Genomic DNA, 19,412 nt, shown 5'->3' with positions numbered 1-19,412 from the left:
TATCTTCATCTATTCGCGATTTTGCTACCAATCTTCATAAAAGGAAGTTCAACATGTAGGTAAGACTTATACGCAACATACAAACTCAGGACACCACCAATCATTATCACCACCAAATAGCGAAGCGCAGCGTCAACTATATTAAATTGGATAAGAAACAGTACTGCACATCCAATGAATAAATTGTGATATAGATAAAAACTATATGAAAACTCGCCAAGTTTAAAAAACTGATTTGTAATAAATTTTGGTAGTTTTATCTCAGAAAAAAGGATAACTGCCACAACGGCTAACGCTATTAACCCAAGCATGATCCACGTATTCGAAAGCACAGGTACATTGGGAATATTCACAAATTGATTAGTCACTATTGAAGCACACGACAACAGAAAGATGAATATGAAGGTGCCAATGTACTGATTCAGGTGAAACACATACGCCCTGTATATATACCCTAAAAATACGCCCCCGCAGAACGTAAAACCGAGCATCAACATTCGACTATCACTGAGTAACCCCAAATCCAACTTAAAAGCTAAATACAGGGCAATCCCCATTAAAATGGGCGATAGTGATTTTAATACAGGGAGTAACAAAATAATGATTGGAAATAGCAAGTAATACTGAAACTCAACAGGTAAACTCCAGTAAGCATTATTAAAAAGACCAAGCTGTCCGGAAATATTAAAACTCAGCGTGAGGTATGCAAAAAAATCCACCGCACTTGGAAGCTGTAAGAATTGTCGCTCAATCCAATGTCCTGATGGTTCCCCATAAAGGCTTCTGAACACAAACGAAAAAGCGAAATAAACCATAAGCGACACAGCAAATGCCGGCCAGATCCTGAAAAAACGCTTGATATAAAAGGACATAACATTCAGCTGGTTAGATTGCTTAGTATGACTTAAATAAAGTGTAGTTCCACTCAAGGTGAAAAATAGCAAAACACCAAAAGTACCTAAGTCTAATATTCGCAATACAAGCCAATTTACCGGTTCGTCTTTTTCAAAATAGGTATCTTGAGTCGCTCTCAAGCTATGCGAAATGACCACTAAAAATGCAGCGATTCCCCTCAACCAAGTAAGGGGTTCAAAATGGTGCTTTTGGCTACTCATGTTACTACATCTCTATCTCACATTGGTATTTTAAGAGTTGCTGTTTTAAGTGATTAATCCACACTAGATTGCCTGAAGTACTTAAATGCAAACCATCACCATTGTGATACAAGTCAGACATTTCGTTTCCTTCTCCCAAAAATACATCGTGTTGTGGTATCAATATCACGTTGTCATGTTTTTCAATTTCAGCTGCTAGTATGGCGTTAAACGCCGAAATGTCATTAAAAATGCTCGCTAATTTGGGTGAAGTATTGGTTACAGGCAACACTTCGCCGACAAGCACAAGGGGATGGTGGGCAAGTGATGCAAATAACAGAGAGAATTCAGCAATCGTTGACTGTAGGGAATGCCCTTTCAAAAGGTCATTAATTCCAACGTGTACAAACAGACAATTAGCTTTATTGACACTGACATATTCACTTAAGCGAGTCCGTACACCGCTAACCGTGTCGGTTCCTATACCAAAATTAATCGCATTTTTTGATATTTCCGATACCGCCAACCCTTGAACCATACTATCGCCAATAAACAGTGCAGATAGGTGTGATAACTGTCTGTCTACGCGCTTATAAAAAACATGCGTAGACTGTACAAAGTAGCTTTGAGGTGACGGTGCCCTACTTGCTTTAAGATACAAGAAACTAAGGCAAATAATCCCAACGAATAATATTCCAATAAGGATATTCTTCATTGCTTGTTCCATTGTTCCTTGCGTACTTTTTGTTGCTTACGTGCCCGCCATACCGCTTGTCTCCAGCGATATTGGATCTGAATTTCACCAACGATTTTCTGATGCCATTTAAAATAAAACAACTGGAGTCTGGACAGCGTTATTGGACTACCAATTTTGGTATAACCAAGTTTCTCTAAAAGGTCCCCTGCAACGTACTCAACCACACTAATCTCAAATTGAGATAACTTGGATTTCCACTTTTCAGACAATGCTTTATCCGGTTGCTTAAAGGTATGAACATTTTCACGCTGAACGTTGTAATAACTTGCCTGTTTGTCATATTCAAGCATTTCTGGTGCAAGTGAACACTGTAGAAACTCACACACTTGTTCCAGTGTAGATTTCAGGTTTGTGACAATATCTTCATAGCGTATAAATAAAAAGTTTTCCGGCATCTCAGACATAAAGTCGAGTTGTTGTTCAACTTCGCGTTTCCATCTCTGTGCACCGCAATAAGCGTTGGTACCCAGCCCCCATTTATTTTCCATATAAGAGTTTGTTACGCCTCGACCATCACGGACTATAATAATAAATTTCGATTCAGGTAAAAAATGGCGTAGCACTTCAATGTATTCTGTCAACTGGGGGTCTTTCAATCCCCAAATTGTATTATCTCCAACCAAACTATTGAGGTCTGCTCCAGTCTCTATGTAAATCTGCCTTTCAATTCCCTTTATGACAGCATCATTGGAAGAAGAGTCTTCAAAAACTTTAGGTAAATCCAGCTCATTTTGGATAAATATGTCAGGGTGCGCAGAAAGTATTCTAGTTAACAGTGTTGTCCCAGAACGCTGAGTTCCCATGATAAATAAAGGCGATAACATTTTATCGTTCCCTCAAATTAATTCGATTTATTGATTGAAAAGGATTCAATCAAGTTAGCTGAATACTTTTTACCCTTCATATAAGGCTTCATTTTCGCCTTGATACGCTTCCAGAAATTATCACGCCATCTATCGCTTATATTATCTCCTGAAGCCAACACGTAGCCCAGAATTGGCTTTTTAATCACTGCATACGTTTTTTCGACTTCATTATCAAAAAAATGGCGTATATTCATATGCGGATAGCGACTCCATGGAATCCCACCTATGGATTCTGGCGTCAGTGCAGTCGGTATGTTAACAAGGTCATCTGCCAATATCGAGGTAGACCCACAAAGCTGGCTCATTTCCTGACATGCTATCGCTCTTTTAACATCGTGATAAAGAAGATATCCCCCTTCAATCACAGCGCCAGACTTCCCTTCTACAGCTTTAAGAACGGTCGAGACAAAATCAGATGATAGCAAGTCGTCCGAGTCTAATGCGTACCAATGTGTAATCCCACAATTCGCCAGTGCACTCATAGCAGAAGCTATTTTCAAGTTTTTATCTTGAATTAACTTACCGTGGTTAAAATCAGGGGAGTGTCTATCGGGTGGCAAAAAGTCAACTTTCACTACCTTGGTTTCTGGGAAAATCCGTTGCACATCTTCTGGGATTTCATGGCCAGCAACCGCAACCATAAAATGAGCGTTATCTTGAGCATAAACAGAACTAAGAGTAGCCATAAGCGAGTTGACGGTCACTGCCCAATGCTTAGATATAACTTTGGATTTTAGAGGTATAACAATACCGAGCTTTAATTTTTCCATGCTAAATAGTAAACCTCTAACCTTTGAAATATCTTATTGAAAATCTGAAATCTGTTGAAAAATGTTAAATACAACACAATGAGATATATAAAATAACACGCCATAAAAATGGCGACATTAAATATCACATGTAATGAAAAATGACGTTCAACAAAAAACATCGTCGTCGTTGCCAGCAATATTGAAAGTAAAAGAGGACACACCGACAAAAAGATATACTTAAACTCGATACTGGCAATGTGACAAGTAAACCCGATAGCCAGACACAGCGTGAGAAAACTGATTGCACTACGAGCTAGTACGAAATCATATAGGTTGGGGTTGAAGGATAAAATAAAAAAAGTGACGACCGTCAGGAAGAAACTCAGAGAATCAATAATAAATATCGGTTTAGAAACGCCTTTAGATATAAGAATGTTAGTAAAGAATGTCATCATCGAAAATGAAAACACAAAGATAGACATAATCTGCATGAGTTCACCAGTGGTGTCCCAGCCATCCCCTAGCACTAACTGAACGAGAGGAACAGAAAACAAAGCGATACCAAAAGAAATCGGTATGATGATCAACCCTAAAAGAAATAGTGTGAAACAAAACTTTTGGAAAAACTCATGCTTTTGTTCATGACCGACTTTTGAAAAAGCGCTTATCAAGGGTTCCATTGCAGGATTTATCACCTGCTGGCTAGCCATCATTGATAAGTTTCTCGCGACGTGAAAAAAACCTAACGACTCAACAGGGAACAATTTCGAAATCCAAATAGCGTCAACCTGTCCTTTTACTGCTGACACCATACTTTTAAACATAATCCACTTTGAAAATGTCCACTGCTTTGCGACATTCGTGAAGTTAAACCTAGGGCGGTAACTGCAAAAACAATACGTTCCTACCATCATAATTACATTTGATAGGAGGTCTGCTATCACAAGTGCCCAATAACTTTGATAGGAGTACGCAATCGCTATACAAACGATCATGGACGAAAACTTCTGAATTAGACCGATATAAAATATTGGTTTGTAATTGAAACTCTTCTTCTGTAGATGAATTCCTGGGTTGTTGAGAGATTTAATAATGAGGTTAAATGAAACAACAATAAAAGCGAGGCGAATGCTGGGATCATCATAGAACTCGGCCAGTAAGCCTGAAGATGCCACCAAGACAATAAACATAACCCCTTTAATTAAGAAGTCTAAACTCCAACTTGAGTTCAAATCATTATCATCAACGTTATCAAGCTGCAAAATATATTGCAGACTACCGGTAGCGGCAATTTTTTCAAATATAAACAGAACGACTGTTAATATTGCTGCAACACCAAAATCATAAGGGTCTAACAACCTCGCAAGAATGATCAAGCTGATGACGGAAAGCAGGCGATTAACAAGATTGAGGCTTGCGATAATTCCAGAACTTTTGACAATATCGAAAAATATCACTGTGACTTATTCCAACCTGACTGTACTAATTTCTTCAGCTTTTTAAACATCAAGCTCGACACGGTGAAAGCATAGCTGGATAGACTTTTCCTTTTTTGGGTAAGTGTCAGTTTCGCAACCTTGATGTATTGCTTCGCAATAGCTTCCACACTCCACAATTCTCTCACCGTACTTGAATGACGCCTGAGCGCTTTAGGAGAAAGCGGGTAAGAGAAGTCAGACATGGTCAAGCAATCAATGTTTAACTTGCCAAGATAATCAATGGCGTAATGCGTGTCATTAACAAAAACCGGGACATCATTAGCTAAGTAGACTTGGACTTTAGTGGGTGGTTTAGTTGAGTGATAAAAGTGCTCTGATTTAAAATCAACTGCAAATTCGGCGCTTTCCAGTGCTGCCTTCTGGCTAGATTCGGTCCACTGTTGGAAACAAAATTTACCTATAAAAATCTTGTCCTCACTTACCTTAACTTCATACTGCTGTTGGGTTGATGCCATCTTAGCAAGGACAGAGTTCAATGAATGCTTCAGATGAGCTAAGTCTGTCAAAAACACATGTGGAAATTGCCAGAGAACAGGGTATCTGTCGAGATTAAGTAAAAGTTCAGGGATATAATCCACTACCCCTATCCACATATACTTAGGCTGTATATTCTTTCTATCGACTAAATATTTAACATAATGATCTACATTCGATACCTTGTTAGCATTTAAATAATGCTTTAAAAGATCATTGTGGACTGCAATTCTGTCAAACAGGCTTAACGTAGTTAACGTATTTTTCAAATGCGTCTCTGACTTAAAGAAATCAACGGGTACGTAAATTTTCTTGCTTCGCCAATTTTTAATAAAAAAAGAGAGTGGAGGCATTTCTTTAATTATAAAAACTAGACCATCATAGCTTGTTGGGATTTCATTAAACGCCTTGAAATAAACGATATTAAACTCCTCTTCAACAATATCGAAGACGTCTTTTGCAACCCATGAGAAGCTTGGTTTGTCTGATGTCGGCCCTACGTATATGCTGTTCAAAACTTCACTCGTTTGAAGAAAACAGAATATGCGACACTGATTTTTTCTTTGTATTCGGGTGCCCCATGTAAACTATTGCTTTAACAAAAACCCCCAGAATAAAAAAAATACTCAATCTGGACTTGTAAGTTTTTATAAACTTCATAAGTCCCAAAAACGCCCCCAATTTTCTGTACAAAATTGTCTGTAACGTAAAATCCCAAAGCCGCTCTTTTACTCTAAATATTGACACATTTTCCGCACCACCAGCAGATATACCGGATAGATCGTGTTGTAACGTACCACCGACATAATATCGGTCAAATTTTAATGACTTAAGCCTATAAAATAACGTTGTATCAACGCCATAGATATTGAAGCGTTCATCAAAAACATTGCCAAATTTATCTTTTAATCTCTTTAGTGTTTTTTTCTTAATTGATAGGCCGCTTAATATAGACACGACAGACAACTCGTCTAACTCCCCATCGTAATTACCTGTACGTTTATTTACTTTTGGGTATCTTTGCTGTTTTAACGACTCAATTTTGGGTAGAAAAACGTCTCTTTCACTCTTCATAAAATCATTGATAGAAAAGACATAATCTTCGGTAATGACGGTATCATCATCAAAGAATATATTTGTACAATCGGGGTCTAGCATCGCGTTGTATACCATGCTCAGCGAACTATTTGTGACATCTTCGCAGATTATCAAGCGCTTAAAACGTTGTGAGCTAATGAATTGTTCCACTTCATCTTTAATAGTGTGTGGCCCATTATTCCAAATTGCCAGTGATACTTCAGCGTCTAAAAGCAAATCGACATTATCTAATAAGCTACTAATTGTTTTAGACTGATTTATTGTTTTATTATATAAAACAACGACTATATTTAGCTTCATTTCAATAATTTTTTCTGAGGAAAAACTGACAAAAATAATTTGTTCAACTTAGCAGTTAAGCGAACACTCCATTTGTCAGGTCGATAAACCAAATGCGTTTTCTTTACAAAATACTTTTTGTTTATTCTTGGATCACTCGTTCCTAAACTATTCACAACGACATCTGCACAGCTAAGGCAGAATGTTAAGGAAAGTTGATCTCGTTTTGCATTACCCAAATATTCATTCCACCAATGCTCCATTGCTTGTTTTAAACTAGGAGAATGGTGTTTGCGAAAAATAACGCTTGCTTCATACAATGAATCGCCTTTGAAGCCTTGCGCCTTATATTTTTTCATCTGGGGGATTACCCTCCAGAAGTATTCCAGTCCAAGCTTGAGACATTCGATAGCCTCAGAATAAACATCATTGCGTTGATAGTGCTGGTACAACGCGATGTCCTTTGAATCTAAAGCCTCATCAATTAAATCTTTCAAAGATGATATTACTTGAATATTTCCATCTACATATACGCTGCAATCGTATTGTGGAAACAGGAAATGGGGATGCATTTTTACGTATCGATTTAAATCTTTATAATTCAGGCTGGATTTGGGTAACTTCAACAAATTCCAGCCCAGAGGAACCTCACCGCTAAAATCATTATCAACAACCAACACATAGTCTACGTCGCGCTCGTCTGTGCCCAGCGGCAACACTTCGTCATACGCACCTGTAATTACTGAGTACACTACATACCGCTTCATTTTACCCTCGTAAAGTGTGATAACGCTGAACAAATATCTGTGTCAAAATTGATTAGCTCACTGTTAAATTTATTTTTTCGTTATGGGTAACGTGTACATCGACGCAGATAGTTAATTGACCCAGTTGCCATCACTACCCCTACTAATGGCCTATCTACGCCCTAGGTATGGCTAAAGCATCTAACGCTTCAGAAAAAGACGATGTTTTGTCGACGCCAAGAATAACTAACTTTCCTGATGGCGGCTTGCCCAAAAGTACTAACCAGGTTTGGTAGAGTTTCGCTTCTACTTTACTGGTAAAAATCCTGTCATCTATTTCATACCAACTGGCATAATTCACTTTACTGCCTAGTGGAGAAGTAATGGTGCGTACTTGTAATTGCTTACCAACTAGGGGGAGATAGCGAACCTCACCATTTAACAGCGACCACCTTTGTTGTTTGTAAGGCTTGTTCAAATCGGTGATGAGTTCGTTTTCCTGACCACTAAACCATGCTTCATATAGCACTGCACTACAAACGCCTTCCACCTCAAACATCGCCTTACTAGTTTTATCTGGATTGATGAAAATAGGGTGTAAATCGATGTCATTTTGAACACATTGCTGCAAACCAACAATTCCTTGTTGCAACTCATGTGTCTCGTGATTATTGAGGGTTGAGTGAATTATGGTTGACCACGATATAAAGCCAACAAATACGATAAATACAGAGGCATTTTTCAATGAATGTGTTTGCCATTTACCAATATGAGAAAGCACTTCAGTACTAGGATTGCCTTCATTCTTGTCTCTAAGCAGTTCTCCAATACCTAATAAGCAAGCAATAACAAACGCAAAGAAGAACCAGCCGTAAATCAAGTGATCCGCACCAGCTGCGTATTCCATATCTGTGTAATACGCGATAACTATAATGCCATATACACGTACAATATTGGCCGCAACAGGGAATAAGAATGAAAGAAGAATAAAAAAGATTTGCTTACTGCGCGTCTTCAAATTTAAGTAGGTATACAAAAAACCAATTACAATACTTGCGATAAAGAAGCTTACACCTGAGCAGGCTTCAGCCACAAAGAATCGACCTTGTGGAATATCGATATACAAACCATTTCGATAAACCGGTATTCCTGTCATCCGCAAGAGTGCAACTGAGCCATCAGCTGCAATTTCCTGCAAATATGGAATAAGTTGTTCACCCACAGGTATACAAAACAACATGAAAAGCAAAGGAAACAAAATCGTTCTGGCGGCCTTATGACCGATATTAAGCCATATAAGCGCAGGAAGAAGCACGAAGGTTGCTACGTGCATAAAAAGTTGAATATCACCTGCTAAACCAACGATATATAGTAAGCAACTTGGAAGAATAACTAACAGCGGGAGCACTGAAACATATTTTTCTGCACCGATGAGTCGTTCGCAATTAAGATAAATCAAATACACAGAAGCTGGCAGGATGAGGAAACCGTGATTAAAAATATCGTTTGTCCACCATACCTGGGCTGCGGAGACAATGCCTTGCCAACAGAAAAGTAGCCAAAGAAAAAACGTTATCCCAAGAAGTAGATACTGCCTATTGTACTGCTTAACCACGTATTACCTCACTTATCCTCTGGGGTAATGTCATAAGTGCGACACATTGTCTGCCACTCGAAGTCTCTAAGCAGCTTGACGATCTTACCTTCCATACGGGATAGATTAACGTAGTGTCGAAATCTAGAGCGCAACGAAGTTCCTTCGATACGAGGCTGTTCAGGGTCAATTTCCCAAGGATGGAAATAAAAGTTGTAAGGCGCATTTTCTTCTTCCATATATCGTTGAATACGCTTCTTCGATAAGCGGTAAGGGTACAACCGAAAATAGCCCCCCCCACCTATTCCGGTATTAACATTGTTTCTTCGTATCGTCGGAATAGGAATTTCCAAAATACCTTCCGGTCTTTCATACTTAAACCGTGGCCACTCAGGAACCCCGTACAAATCATGTGCTATAGGGTAGGTACTTGATGAATATATAAAGCCTTGTTCTTTTAATACTTCATAGACCCATGTATTGGAATCATTTACGGAGAAACTCGGCGCGCGATACCCCACTACCTGCGTACCACTGATATCTTCTAAAATCGCTTTACTTTGTGCGATATCGTCATACAACTGTTTACGCGTCATGGTTGTAGCACGTTGGTGTGCTAGGCCGTGGCTTGCCACCTCATGCCCCTCACTCACCATACGTCTGATCACATCAGGACAACGCTTTGCGACCCATCCCAGAGTAAAAAAGGTGGACTTCACATTGTGTTCAGCAAACAGATCCAACAGGCGGTGAGTGTTGTCACCCACCCGCAGTTTGGTCGAGTCCCAGTCATTTCTGTCAATAACATTCTCAAACGCAGACACCTGAAAATAATCTTCAACATCCACTGTCATCGCGTTAAGGCGATTGTCCAATTTCATTGCCGTTATCGCCCTTTGCCAAATAAAATCACTTCAACGGTCCTTACAAGGATCAAGCAGTCAAGTAAAAAACTCTGATGTTTAACGTAATACAGGTCAAACTTTAATTTTTCCATTGAATCTTCCACACTTGCACCATAGGGATAATTTAGCTGCGCCCATCCCGTTAACCCTGGTTTGACGTTGTGCCTTTGATTGTAGTAAGGCACTTCTCGAACCAATTGCTCCACGAACTGTGGCCGTTCTGGTCTTGGTCCAATAAACGCCATTTCACCCTTAAAAATATTGATAAGCTGAGGCAGTTCGTCTACTCGGTATTTTCGAATAAACTTGCCAATCCGCGTCACTCTGTCATCGTTTTTACTCGCCCATTTAGCACCGTCGACTTCTGCATCAGGCCGCATACTTCTGAACTTGATAATTTTAAACAGCTTGCCGTTGAGTCCCACCCGTTCCTGTTTGTAGAACACGGATACTCCGGTGCGCCTGCCGTCATCCAGATAGATCACCACCGCAGTGAACAACATAACTGGCCATACTAACAAGAAAACAATACTGGCTAAGAAAGCATTTAACGAATAATCAATGGCATCCCTTAAATAGTTTTGGCTTTGGAAACCATTTGAGTAGATAACCCAACTTGGATACATGAGATTGACCACAATTTGGCCAGTCTCTCGCTCCATAAAATCTAACAGTTCCGTTACCTCAACGCCGCGAAGACGGCTTTCAAACAACACTTCAACCGGTAACGTGCCACGTCGTTGGTCACAGGCAATCACAATTTCTTCAATATCGTTGTCTTCAATGAATTTTAAGAAATGATTATCCACTTTAACGTGAATAATTTTTTCCTTCCTGATTCCGTCTTCGCGGTTGTCTCCGGGAATGGGAATAAACCCCACTAGGTCAAACCCAATTCTGTCGACATCCCGCCGCATGCGCTTCTCAATAATCGACGCTCGCTCGCCTGCACCCAAAATGACAATACGTGCCTTACCCAAGCCGAGTAATCCCAACCTGTTGGTAAAATAACGAAACACAATTAAGGCAATTACCGTCGCACACGCTGCGGTGGGCAAAAAGTAAGACTCCATAATGAGGTCATCAAAAAAGATGCGGCTGAGCAATTCGACTAAACAATAAGTCAAACCAACACTGACCATAATGCGCCGGATGATACCTCTGAACGTTTCTCTTAATTTTGCTTCGTACAGCCCCACTGAAAGTGAGCATATTAGTACGATAACGGTGAACAGACCCGCGTTAACAATTAGTTTTTCCAGTGAAACGCCCTGCGTCAACTTGAACTGGACGAGTAAAAATTGACTGATGTACGCCATATAACCAGTCAGCAACGCCTCAGATATCACTAAAAGGTTAGAACGTTTACTTTGTTTATGCTTATTTAATGCCACGCAGCTCCCCTGCAATCAGGATCTAGAAGATAATATAATGATAATTGCCATGGACTATGGTTCTTAATGACATTATAGTGCTATGCAGATTAAGGTAAATCAACAAAGAAATAGTCTAATTTCATGGGAATACATGGATATATGTATCGTCTATTAATATTGAACGCTGTTTTTCTCGCCTTGTTTGGTTGTACGAATGTCCCTACCCTTCCACAAGCAACACCGCGTGCGTCTTTGACAGTTGATGTTAACAATTACCAGTATTTAATTGGCCCTGGCGATGTGCTAACTATTTTTGTATGGCGAAACCCTGAAATTTCCGGTCAATTTATTGTACGTCCTGATGGGAAGGTCACCACTTCTCTAGTCGAAGACATTGATGTGGCAGGTAAAACGCCCACTCTGTTGGCAAGAGAGATCGAAGAGCACCTGTCTGTATTTATTAATAGTCCTCGCGTAACGGTTAGCGTCAATAACTTCTCAGGTCCTTTAAGTGAACAAGTACGCGTCATAGGTGAAGCGACAAATCCCAGTGCAGTGAACTACACTGAGCATATGACGTTACTAGATTTAATGATTGCAGTGGGTGGATTAACGGAATTTGCCGATGGCAATAGCGCCAAACTAGTCAGAGTAATCGATGGGAAATATACAAGTTTTGAAGTGGAGATAGACGATCTTATTAAAGACGGTGACATCCGAAAAAACGTTGATATGCTGCCTGGCGACATTATCATCATTCCAGAAGCTTGGTTCTAAATTTGGCTTCCAGTAGTAACAGGTATCGATAAATGCAAGACCTCCAACAAACGCTAACCCAGCTTCTCGATTATATAAAAGGGATTTGGATCAAAAAGCGTTACGTCATCCTGTTTTCCTGGCTTATCTGCCCTGTGGGCTTTGTGTATGTTGCGACACTACCTGACCAATACTCTTCTAAAGCACAGGTTTTCGTTGATACCCGCTCCGTACTGCAACCTTTGCTGCGAGGCTTAGCGATTCAAACTAATCCAGATCAAGAAATCCAAATGATGGCAAAGACATTACTCAGCAGAAGCAATGTTGAAATTATTGCCAGAGAAAGCGACCTCGATCTTAATACACAAACAGAAGCAGAATTTGAGTCCTTGGTTACCTCACTCGCTTCAGATATTAAGCTGCAATCTACAGGAAGAGATAACATCTACAACATTTCCTATAGCAATCAAGATGCAGCGGTGGCGCAGCGGGTGGTAAAAGAGACCCTTGATTTGTTTGTTGAAGGTGCACTGGGGAACAACAGAAAGGACACAGATACGGCCGGCAAGTTTTTAAACGAACAAATTGCCGAGTATGAGTCCCGCTTGTCAGAAGCTGAGCAAAGGGTTGCGGAATTTAAACGCCAGTATAACGACATCCTGCCTTTAGCAGGAACTTATTATGCCCAAATTCAACGCCTATATGATGAATTGGAAGCAACGCAATTACAGATTAAACAGACAAAACAGCAAATAGAGACCATTGCTCAACAAGTTGCAAACAGAAAGTCGGTAGACAGCTTTGGTGTAAGCAGCGCAGATGAGCCCATGCTGCGCACGCGTTATGATGACAGGATACGCGTTCTTGAAGATCAGCTCGACTCCTTGCAATTGCGCTTTACAGAAAAGCACCCTGACGTGATTGAGACAAAGGCCCTTTTGGCTAAGCTTGAAGATGCTCGTGAAAAAGAAATCGATGCTTTTTTAAGTGAATCTACTGACGACTCAAACCAACCGTTAAGCGATCTTAATCGCGAGCTTAAACTTGAAGTTAGTCGCTACCAGAGTCTTCTCGCCGCATTAGACGTTAAAGAGATTGATATCAAAAACAAAATTGCCCGCTTAGAATCTAAAGTGGATCTTATCCCTCAAATAGAGGCAGAAGATACCGCATTAAATCGCGACTATGATATTACTAAGCGAAAATATGAAGAATTGCTGTCGAGAAAAGAAGCAGCAGAACTCTCAAGGCGGGCGGATGTGTCATCTGAGGACCTTCAATTTAGAATTATCGAGCCGCCTTTGCTTCCCAAGCGTCCATCGGGACCTAACCGATTAACCCTTTATACAGCAGTATTGGTGTTAGGCTTTGGTTCCGGTATCGGCATGGCTTTTTTGGTAAGCCAATTGTCACCGGTGCTAATTCGCCCTAAGCAATTATTGAGCTTATCAAATTATCCAATCTGGGGCACAGTTACCCACTTAAATTCTGAAAATATTAAGAAAAGAAATCGAATGAGACTTATCATCTTTCTTTTGTCTTCCGGCACATTGGTGGCGACCTATGCCATTCTTGTCGCAGCAGATATCATGAATATTGATTTATTTGGAGGCTCTATCCTGTGAAGAACACAATAGAAAAAGCCCTTCTGAAAAGCAAACGTACAGCGGGTAACAAAGAGCAGAAAGCATCTACTGTGCCTAGCGACGAACTAAGTCATCATGTTGCCGAAGATTCAGATTCTGAATTGACGAATTCTCAAATACGCAAAAGAAACGCAGAGTCTAAAAAACTTAAAATAGATTTGGCTAGATTAGTAGAAAATGGCCATGTTTCTATTGATGGAACCAGAAAACAGATAAACGAAGAATACCGGGAGATTAAGCGTAAACTACTCGCGAATGCGTTTGGTGCGTTATCAAAAACGCTAAAGAATCCGAATATTATCATGGTCACATCAAGCAGACCGTCAGAAGGCAAAACCTTCACAGCAACCAATCTCGCGCTGAGTATTGCATCTGAGCAAGACAAAACTGTGTTACTGGTGGACGCTGATGTACTTAGACCAAATGTGCTAAAGACACTAGGGCTACCTGCTAAAAACGGCTTAATGGAATACTTAGTAGGTGAAGTAGACGATATATCTGAAGTGTTATATTCCACTAATATAGACAAACTCAAAATCATTCCCGCGGGACGATCTCACCATTTATCTACCGAACTACTTGCCAGTGAAAAAATGCTTGAGACCGTGGATGAATTCGCCAATCGCTATCCAGATCGAGTGGTAATATTTGATACGCCACCACTTATTGGCATAAATGAAAGTGCTATCTTAGCTAACTTTGCCGGGCAAGCCGTGGTAGTAGTAGAAGAAGGCAAAGCAAAATTAAACGATATCAAGCTGTCTGTCGAACGTCTCAATCCAGATATGGCAATCGGTTTCGTGGTAAATAAGTCTGTAAATAACGACTCGGACGGAAGCGGGTACTATGGTTACTACTATTCAGAACGATCCGAATAGCAGGTCTCTTCACACCAACTCGCCTCTAACTACGTTAACCCTTGTTCTACTTCTGGTGTTAGCAAGCTTTAAGGCTAACGCCAAGTTAGACGTGAGTGCAGTGACATCTGTCGAAACAGTATATCAAGATCTAAAAAGACAAAACGAAGACACGCGTACACTGACCTCTGTTATCGTAGAGCCAACGCTTAATCTCGGTTATCGCTCCAAAGTATTTCGAGGCTTGTGGAAAGGCACATACACACGCTTGCAACGAGACACTCAAGACATCACATTTGAACAAGATTATGGAGAATACAGTTATTCTGCGCTGTGGACGCCTTACGATGACTTGATTGCGTTTAGTGCTCAGGGCACTCTTCAATACCAAAATACCAATACGAGTAACTTTTTAGTTACCGATTATCTTAATAACGCCAACGATCTTGCCAAAACGCGTTCGAATCGTTTCTCATCTACAATAAACTTAGACAAAGGCAACTGGGTTCGTGCTAACGGTACTGCCTCCTATTCCGATACGGCCTCTGAGCGAACTGATTCAAGTAACCGCGCGTTGGATAACGACAGTTATGAACTTAACGGAAATGTATTTAATGGTGATCGCATGCGTCGGGTGACGTGGTCAATTACCGGCGCGTATCAAAGCACACAACAGAATACTGATAATGCAGGGCGCTTTAAGTCTCGAAATGGTATCGGATTTGTGGATTTTAACCTCTTTGAGCAATGGGCGGTTCGCCTTACCGGTCAACATGAAGCCAATCAGATATCGGGGCGAAATGACACCGGCAGTTTGGTCAGAGAATACAATAGCGTAGGCGCCGGTATTTTATATCGCCAGGCGGAAAACCGTTATATCGCACTGACCATGAATAAGAGTTACTCTGACCTCGACGAAGATGATGATGAATCCTTTGCTGGAGTGGAAATAGGATGGGCGTTAAGTTCGCGAACTCAATTTTCGGCCGCATATGGGAGGCGCTTTTATGGTGAAGCAATCAAAGCCAACCTTAATTACAATACGAAGAACGTAAGATTGGCCTTGTCTTACAACGAAGACGTCACCAACACGTCTCGGTTGTTAGCAAATCCAGAAAACTTAGGTGTATTTGTATGCCCCGCGACATCAACCTCAATTGCCGATTGTTATCAACCCAACAGCTTGAGTTATACCCCAGACGTAGATGAGCAACTGGTTCAATTTACCAGCCAGAATTTAGAATTCGACGACAATATTATTCTCAGAAAAAGTGCTAATTTCCAATCTGGCTATAGTTTTTCACGATTTACGATAGCAGTGTCCTCACGCTATTCACTTGATGACTACCTTGATGACGATAGATTGAGAAGAACTTTATCTCTAAGTAGCAACCTCGCCTACAAAATTGGCAGCTACACAAATTTAAAAGCCACCATCAACTATGCCGATATAATTGATCAAGGCAATGTGGACATAGGTAGGATAGAAAGCCAAAACTGGAATTCGTCGTTGGGTCTAACAAGGGAACTGGGTAAGCAATTGGTAGCTGACTTTGACGTCATATACCTTCACCAACAACGAGAAAATATCAGTAACGAACGACCAGGAAGCAACTTTGCTGACCGTCGTATTTCTGCCAGTATCACCTATACCTTCAATTGAGCTTTTTCGTCGTTGTTAATTGACTATTCGTTGGAGGGGGTTTCCTCGTCGGGCTTTTTCTGTTCATCACTTTTAAGCCTGACATAGGTTTTAAACTTTTTCTTCATTAACTTATCGACGTACTGCGTCATTTTCACTTTGTGAGAAATCGCATCATCCAACGCATCAATAAGATCTGATAGCATTCCCAGGTAGTATTGCGTATCGCGGATCACATTGCCTTTAGGGGTCATAATGGCAATGCTATTTTCAGTTTGTCCCTCGTTCGCTGAAGCAGTATCCACCTCCACATCAGGTTCAAACATCTCCCCTTTCACTTCCTCGATAACATCTTTAATGTGTGCAACCGAAAAGGTCGATAACTCTTCCAAGAATCCATACAACATTACCCTGTCCATTAGCGTATTTATTTTGCGAGGGATCCCACGCGTAAAGGCATGAATAGGTTCATAGACATCATCTTCAAATAGCCCCGACCCCGTGTACCCGGCATGAGTTAAGCGATAGCCAATATACTCTTTACATTCTTCTAGCGTTAAAGGCGCAAGGTGACAAGATGCCACAATTCGCTGTCTGAACTGTTCCATGTTCGGCGCTTTGAGGATAGGTTGAAGCTCTTCTTGTCCCAGTAAAAAACTTTGGATCAACGGTTTTCCGTTCAATTGAAAGTTACTTAACATGCGAAGCTCTTCAATACTTTCCAAAGGTAAATTTTGTGCTTCATCCACTAACAACAATGCTCTTCTCCCTGAGCGACTTAGTGACAAGAGGCTTTGTTCCAAGGCTTTTAAGATATCAGCTTTGGAACGGCCTTCTGTTGAAACACCAAACTTTGCCGCAACCATTTTTACCAGTTCGTCAGGGGAAAGTTTAGGGGTAACGATTTGTGCAGCGAAGATGTCATCTTCAATATCTGCAAATAGGCTGTTCGCAACGGTGGTCTTACCCGTCCCAATCCCCCCTGTGATCACAATAAACCCTTCTGCTTGCGAAAGGCCGTACTGCAAATAAGATATGGCTCTTTTGTGCCACTTACTGGCAAAGAAAAAAGCGGGATCCGGGGTTAACTGAAACGGTTTAGTGTTAAGTCCGTAATAACTCTCGTACATGTCAATTTCCGTAATATTTTTCTTATTCAAGTAAGTTGCTGAATTTCTTTTCAGCAATAAAACACAGGCCGAATTGAAGACTATTTTTTATCTCAACACAGTTTATTTTGCGTAATACGCTCAATAATACCCGTCGTTGAAACCCCTTCTTCAAAGCGCAGTACTTTCACCTGGCCGCCGTTTTCTATCACTTCCTTACCACCAGCAATATCTTCTACTTTATAGTCGCCACCTTTCACTAGCACATCGGGTAACAATCGTGCAATTAATCGCTGCGGCGTATCTTCCTCGAAAGGTACAACCCAATCCACTGCACTTAACCCTGCCAACACCGCCATACGGCGATTGACATTATTAACCGGACGCCCGGGTCCTTTGAGTTTGGTTACCGACGCGTCAGTATTAACGGCGACGATGAGTCTATCACCGAGCTGTGCGGCTTCTTCTAGGTATGACACATGGCCTGCGTGCAATATATCAAAACACCCATTGGTCATAACGACCTTTTCGTTACGCGCTTTTGCGGCACTAATCGCAATTGCCAATTGATCTTCGGTCATTACCCCACCATCAAGGTGAACTGACTGTTCCCCCAGTGCCAATGCTAACTCGGTAGTGGATACCGTAGATGTCCCTAATTTACCCACCACGACACTTGCGGCTAAATTAGCAAGTACACACGCGGCCTGTAGAGGTAAATTACTCGCCAGCGCAACAGCTAACGTTGAAACCACTGTGTCGCCAGCCCCTGTCACGTCATAGACTTCTTTTGCTTTAGCTGGTAGATGAAATTCCGTTTCTTCCCCTTCAAATAACGTCATGCCTTCTTCTGAACGTGTCACCAGTAATGCATCAAGTGACAGACTTTTTTGTAAAGAAGCCGCTTTCTCAACTAATTGAGATTCCGTATCGATATGCCCTACTACGCCCTGCAACTCATCCATGTTGGGGGTAACAAGTGTCGCACCAGCGTATTTACTAAAATCACTGCCTTTCGGATCGACGATAACCCGCTTGCCTTTAGCACGAGCACGGGTAATAAGTGATTCAGGCTGGCTCAAACACCCCTTGGCGTAATCACTTAAAATAACAATATCCACATTATCTAAAGCCGTGTCATAGGCTTGTTCTAATGCACCTTTATCGGTAGCGGCAAAGCTTTTTTCGAAGTCTAAACGCAATAATTGTTGATTGCGACTCATCACTCTGAGCTTAGTGATAGTGTCAAACCCCGCTACATTAAAAAACTGACAGTCTATCTCGTAAGTTTCTAATCGCTGGCGCAAAATACGTGCATTTTCATCATCACCACACATTCCCAGTAATGTCACCTTTGCGCCCAAGGTCGCCACATTCACAGCGACATTGGCGGCGCCACCCGGTCTGTCTTCGGTATTGTTGACATTAACCACAGGTACTGGTGCCTCTGGGGAAATACGGCCAGTACCGCCAGTCCAATACCTGTCTAACATCAGGTCGCCAACAATAAGCACTTTTGCTTTGCTAAAATCTGGTAATATCATGCGAATAAATGACTTTTAAGATAGTAAATACATTGGCCAAGAGTATACCAGCCATGTCAGGCAATACCCACCTTACAACAACAAATAGCCCTTGGTATCTTTACTTAATCGAAAATAAACTCGGGCATATTTATACGGGAATAACCACCGACCCTTTAAGGCGAATTGCCCAGCACAGGGGGGAAATAAAAGGTGGCGCAAAAGCGTTAAAGGGAAAGGCTCCGCTTTGCTTTCGCGCTATCTTTGAAGTAGACAACAAGTCTCATGCAGCACGCTTAGAATATCAGGTTAAACAACTCAACCGTACACAAAAAGAATCGATTATTACAGCGGGTAAACTAGACGCATTAACCTGTGTCAAAGTTAACTTTGTTTAGCGTTTACCCTACGTTACACCCATAACCTGTCTATTTTGGCA

General features: G+C 41.0%; 18 protein-coding genes. 5 read left to right on the top strand and 13 right to left on the bottom strand.

The genetic code is table 11. The features are described 5' to 3' along the window. Positions 1–5 precede the first annotated feature (5 nt). From ACMCM8_RS04015 to ACMCM8_RS03965, 11 genes are all read right to left on the bottom strand, one after another. Entirely contained in the window at positions 6–1,115 is a 1,110-nt protein-coding gene (locus ACMCM8_RS04015) for an acyltransferase family protein (RefSeq protein ID WP_412725707.1), read from the bottom strand. A gap of 4 nt (positions 1,116–1,119) precedes the next feature. Next, positions 1,120–1,809 carry a GDSL-type esterase/lipase family protein gene (locus tag ACMCM8_RS04010; protein WP_412725705.1) on the bottom strand — a complete coding sequence of 230 codons (690 nt, stop codon included), beginning with the start codon at positions 1,807–1,809 and terminating at the stop codon, positions 1,120–1,122. Then, positions 1,806–2,675 (bottom strand): sulfotransferase family protein, encoded by an 870-nt coding sequence (locus ACMCM8_RS04005; RefSeq protein ID WP_412725703.1) that lies wholly within the window; start codon positions 2,673–2,675, stop codon positions 1,806–1,808. The genes ACMCM8_RS04010 and ACMCM8_RS04005 overlap by 4 nt, the downstream gene beginning before the upstream one ends. Positions 2,676–2,692: 17 nt before the next feature. Next, positions 2,693–3,487, bottom strand: a complete 795-nt coding sequence (locus tag ACMCM8_RS04000) for a hypothetical protein (RefSeq protein ID WP_412725701.1) — start codon at positions 3,485–3,487, stop codon at positions 2,693–2,695. Then, a complete protein-coding gene (locus ACMCM8_RS03995; protein ID WP_412725699.1) occupies positions 3,475–4,926 on the bottom strand; it encodes an oligosaccharide flippase family protein in 1,452 nt (483 codons plus the stop codon). The genes ACMCM8_RS04000 and ACMCM8_RS03995 overlap by 13 nt, the downstream gene beginning before the upstream one ends. Beyond that, positions 4,923–5,957 (bottom strand): hypothetical protein, encoded by a 1,035-nt coding sequence (locus ACMCM8_RS03990; RefSeq protein ID WP_412725697.1) that lies wholly within the window; start codon positions 5,955–5,957, stop codon positions 4,923–4,925. The genes ACMCM8_RS03995 and ACMCM8_RS03990 overlap by 4 nt, the downstream gene beginning before the upstream one ends. 4 nt (positions 5,958–5,961) lie before the next feature. Then, entirely contained in the window at positions 5,962–6,840 is an 879-nt protein-coding gene (locus tag ACMCM8_RS03985) for a hypothetical protein (protein ID WP_412725695.1), read from the bottom strand. Next, positions 6,837–7,586 (bottom strand): glycosyltransferase domain-containing protein, encoded by a 750-nt coding sequence (locus tag ACMCM8_RS03980; protein WP_412725693.1) that lies wholly within the window; start codon positions 7,584–7,586, stop codon positions 6,837–6,839. Before ACMCM8_RS03980 ends, ACMCM8_RS03985 begins: the two co-directional genes overlap by 4 nt. A 154-nt stretch (positions 7,587–7,740) precedes the next feature. Next, complete coding sequence (xrtA, locus tag ACMCM8_RS03975) at positions 7,741–9,180, bottom strand: exosortase A (RefSeq protein ID WP_412725691.1); 1,440 nt, start codon at positions 9,178–9,180, stop codon at positions 7,741–7,743. An 8-nt stretch (positions 9,181–9,188) separates the two neighbouring features. Beyond that, entirely contained in the window at positions 9,189–10,040 is an 852-nt protein-coding gene (locus ACMCM8_RS03970) for an XrtA system polysaccharide deacetylase (RefSeq protein WP_412725689.1), read from the bottom strand. A 5-nt stretch (positions 10,041–10,045) separates the two neighbouring features. Beyond that, positions 10,046–11,458: a TIGR03013 family XrtA/PEP-CTERM system glycosyltransferase gene (locus ACMCM8_RS03965; RefSeq protein WP_412725687.1), complete on the bottom strand. Its 1,413-nt coding sequence runs from the start codon at positions 11,456–11,458 to the stop codon at positions 10,046–10,048. A gap of 141 nt (positions 11,459–11,599) precedes the next feature. Here ACMCM8_RS03965 and ACMCM8_RS03960 point away from each other — a divergent pair, with 141 nt between their 5' ends. The 4 genes from ACMCM8_RS03960 to ACMCM8_RS03945 are packed head-to-tail and all read left to right on the top strand — an operon-like array spanning position 11,600 to position 16,362. Next, entirely contained in the window at positions 11,600–12,217 is a 618-nt protein-coding gene (locus tag ACMCM8_RS03960; protein ID WP_412725685.1) for an XrtA/PEP-CTERM system exopolysaccharide export protein, read from the top strand. Positions 12,218–12,249: 32 nt separating this feature from the next. Next, positions 12,250–13,821, top strand: a complete 1,572-nt coding sequence (locus ACMCM8_RS03955; protein WP_412725683.1) for an XrtA system polysaccharide chain length determinant — start codon at positions 12,250–12,252, stop codon at positions 13,819–13,821. Next, on the top strand, positions 13,818–14,720 hold the full coding sequence (locus ACMCM8_RS03950; RefSeq protein WP_412725681.1) for an XrtA-associated tyrosine autokinase: 903 nt from the start codon (positions 13,818–13,820) through the stop codon (positions 14,718–14,720). Before ACMCM8_RS03955 ends, ACMCM8_RS03950 begins: the two co-directional genes overlap by 4 nt. Continuing rightward, positions 14,689–16,362, top strand: coding sequence for a TIGR03016 family PEP-CTERM system-associated outer membrane protein (locus ACMCM8_RS03945; RefSeq protein ID WP_412725679.1), 1,674 nt, complete (start codon positions 14,689–14,691; stop codon positions 16,360–16,362). Before ACMCM8_RS03950 ends, ACMCM8_RS03945 begins: the two co-directional genes overlap by 32 nt. Before the next feature lie 23 nt (positions 16,363–16,385). On the opposite strand, the gene ACMCM8_RS03940 is transcribed toward ACMCM8_RS03945, so the two are convergent. Both ACMCM8_RS03940 and hldE read right to left on the bottom strand, forming a co-directional pair. Next, on the bottom strand, positions 16,386–17,471 hold the full coding sequence (locus ACMCM8_RS03940; protein WP_412725677.1) for an XrtA/PEP-CTERM system-associated ATPase: 1,086 nt from the start codon (positions 17,469–17,471) through the stop codon (positions 16,386–16,388). A 92-nt stretch (positions 17,472–17,563) separates the two neighbouring features. Next, positions 17,564–19,000 (bottom strand): bifunctional D-glycero-beta-D-manno-heptose-7-phosphate kinase/D-glycero-beta-D-manno-heptose 1-phosphate adenylyltransferase HldE, encoded by a 1,437-nt coding sequence (gene hldE / locus ACMCM8_RS03935; protein ID WP_412727610.1) that lies wholly within the window; start codon positions 18,998–19,000, stop codon positions 17,564–17,566. Positions 19,001–19,002: 2 nt separating this feature from the next. Between hldE and ACMCM8_RS03930 the strand changes: the two genes are divergently transcribed. Further along, entirely contained in the window at positions 19,003–19,371 is a 369-nt protein-coding gene (locus ACMCM8_RS03930) for a GIY-YIG nuclease family protein (protein WP_412725675.1), read from the top strand. The last annotated feature ends 41 nt before the right edge of the window (positions 19,372–19,412 follow it).

The sequence above is a fragment of the Alteromonas sp. D210916BOD_24 genome, from assembly GCF_047159385.1.
In the GTDB taxonomy this organism is placed as follows: domain Bacteria; phylum Pseudomonadota; class Gammaproteobacteria; order Enterobacterales; family Alteromonadaceae; genus Alteromonas.
The sequence above is the reverse complement of the archived record's forward strand: the minus strand, read 5'-3'. Positions and strand labels throughout refer to the sequence as shown.

What these genes read in the sequence shown, in the direction of transcription:
- ACMCM8_RS04015 (WP_412725707.1), bottom strand. Translation starts at nt 1,115, where the DNA reads ATGAGTAGCCAAAAGCACCATTTTGAACCCCTTACTTGGTTGAGGGGA.
- ACMCM8_RS04010 (WP_412725705.1), bottom strand. Translation starts at nt 1,809, where the DNA reads ATGAAGAATATCCTTATTGGAATATTATTCGTTGGGATTATTTGCCTT.
- ACMCM8_RS04005 (WP_412725703.1), bottom strand. Translation starts at nt 2,675, where the DNA reads ATGTTATCGCCTTTATTTATCATGGGAACTCAGCGTTCTGGGACAACA.
- ACMCM8_RS04000 (WP_412725701.1), bottom strand. Translation starts at nt 3,487, where the DNA reads ATGGAAAAATTAAAGCTCGGTATTGTTATACCTCTAAAATCCAAAGTT.
- ACMCM8_RS03985 (WP_412725695.1), bottom strand. Translation starts at nt 6,840, where the DNA reads ATGAAGCTAAATATAGTCGTTGTTTTATATAATAAAACAATAAATCAG.
- ACMCM8_RS03980 (WP_412725693.1), bottom strand. Translation starts at nt 7,586, where the DNA reads ATGAAGCGGTATGTAGTGTACTCAGTAATTACAGGTGCGTATGACGAA.
- ACMCM8_RS03970 (WP_412725689.1), bottom strand. Translation starts at nt 10,040, where the DNA reads ATGAAATTGGACAATCGCCTTAACGCGATGACAGTGGATGTTGAAGAT.
- ACMCM8_RS03960 (WP_412725685.1), top strand. Translation starts at nt 11,600, where the DNA reads ATGTATCGTCTATTAATATTGAACGCTGTTTTTCTCGCCTTGTTTGGT.
- ACMCM8_RS03955 (WP_412725683.1), top strand. Translation starts at nt 12,250, where the DNA reads ATGCAAGACCTCCAACAAACGCTAACCCAGCTTCTCGATTATATAAAA.
- ACMCM8_RS03945 (WP_412725679.1), top strand. Translation starts at nt 14,689, where the DNA reads ATGGTTACTACTATTCAGAACGATCCGAATAGCAGGTCTCTTCACACC.
- ACMCM8_RS03940 (WP_412725677.1), bottom strand. Translation starts at nt 17,471, where the DNA reads ATGTACGAGAGTTATTACGGACTTAACACTAAACCGTTTCAGTTAACC.
- ACMCM8_RS03930 (WP_412725675.1), top strand. Translation starts at nt 19,003, where the DNA reads ATGACTTTTAAGATAGTAAATACATTGGCCAAGAGTATACCAGCCATG.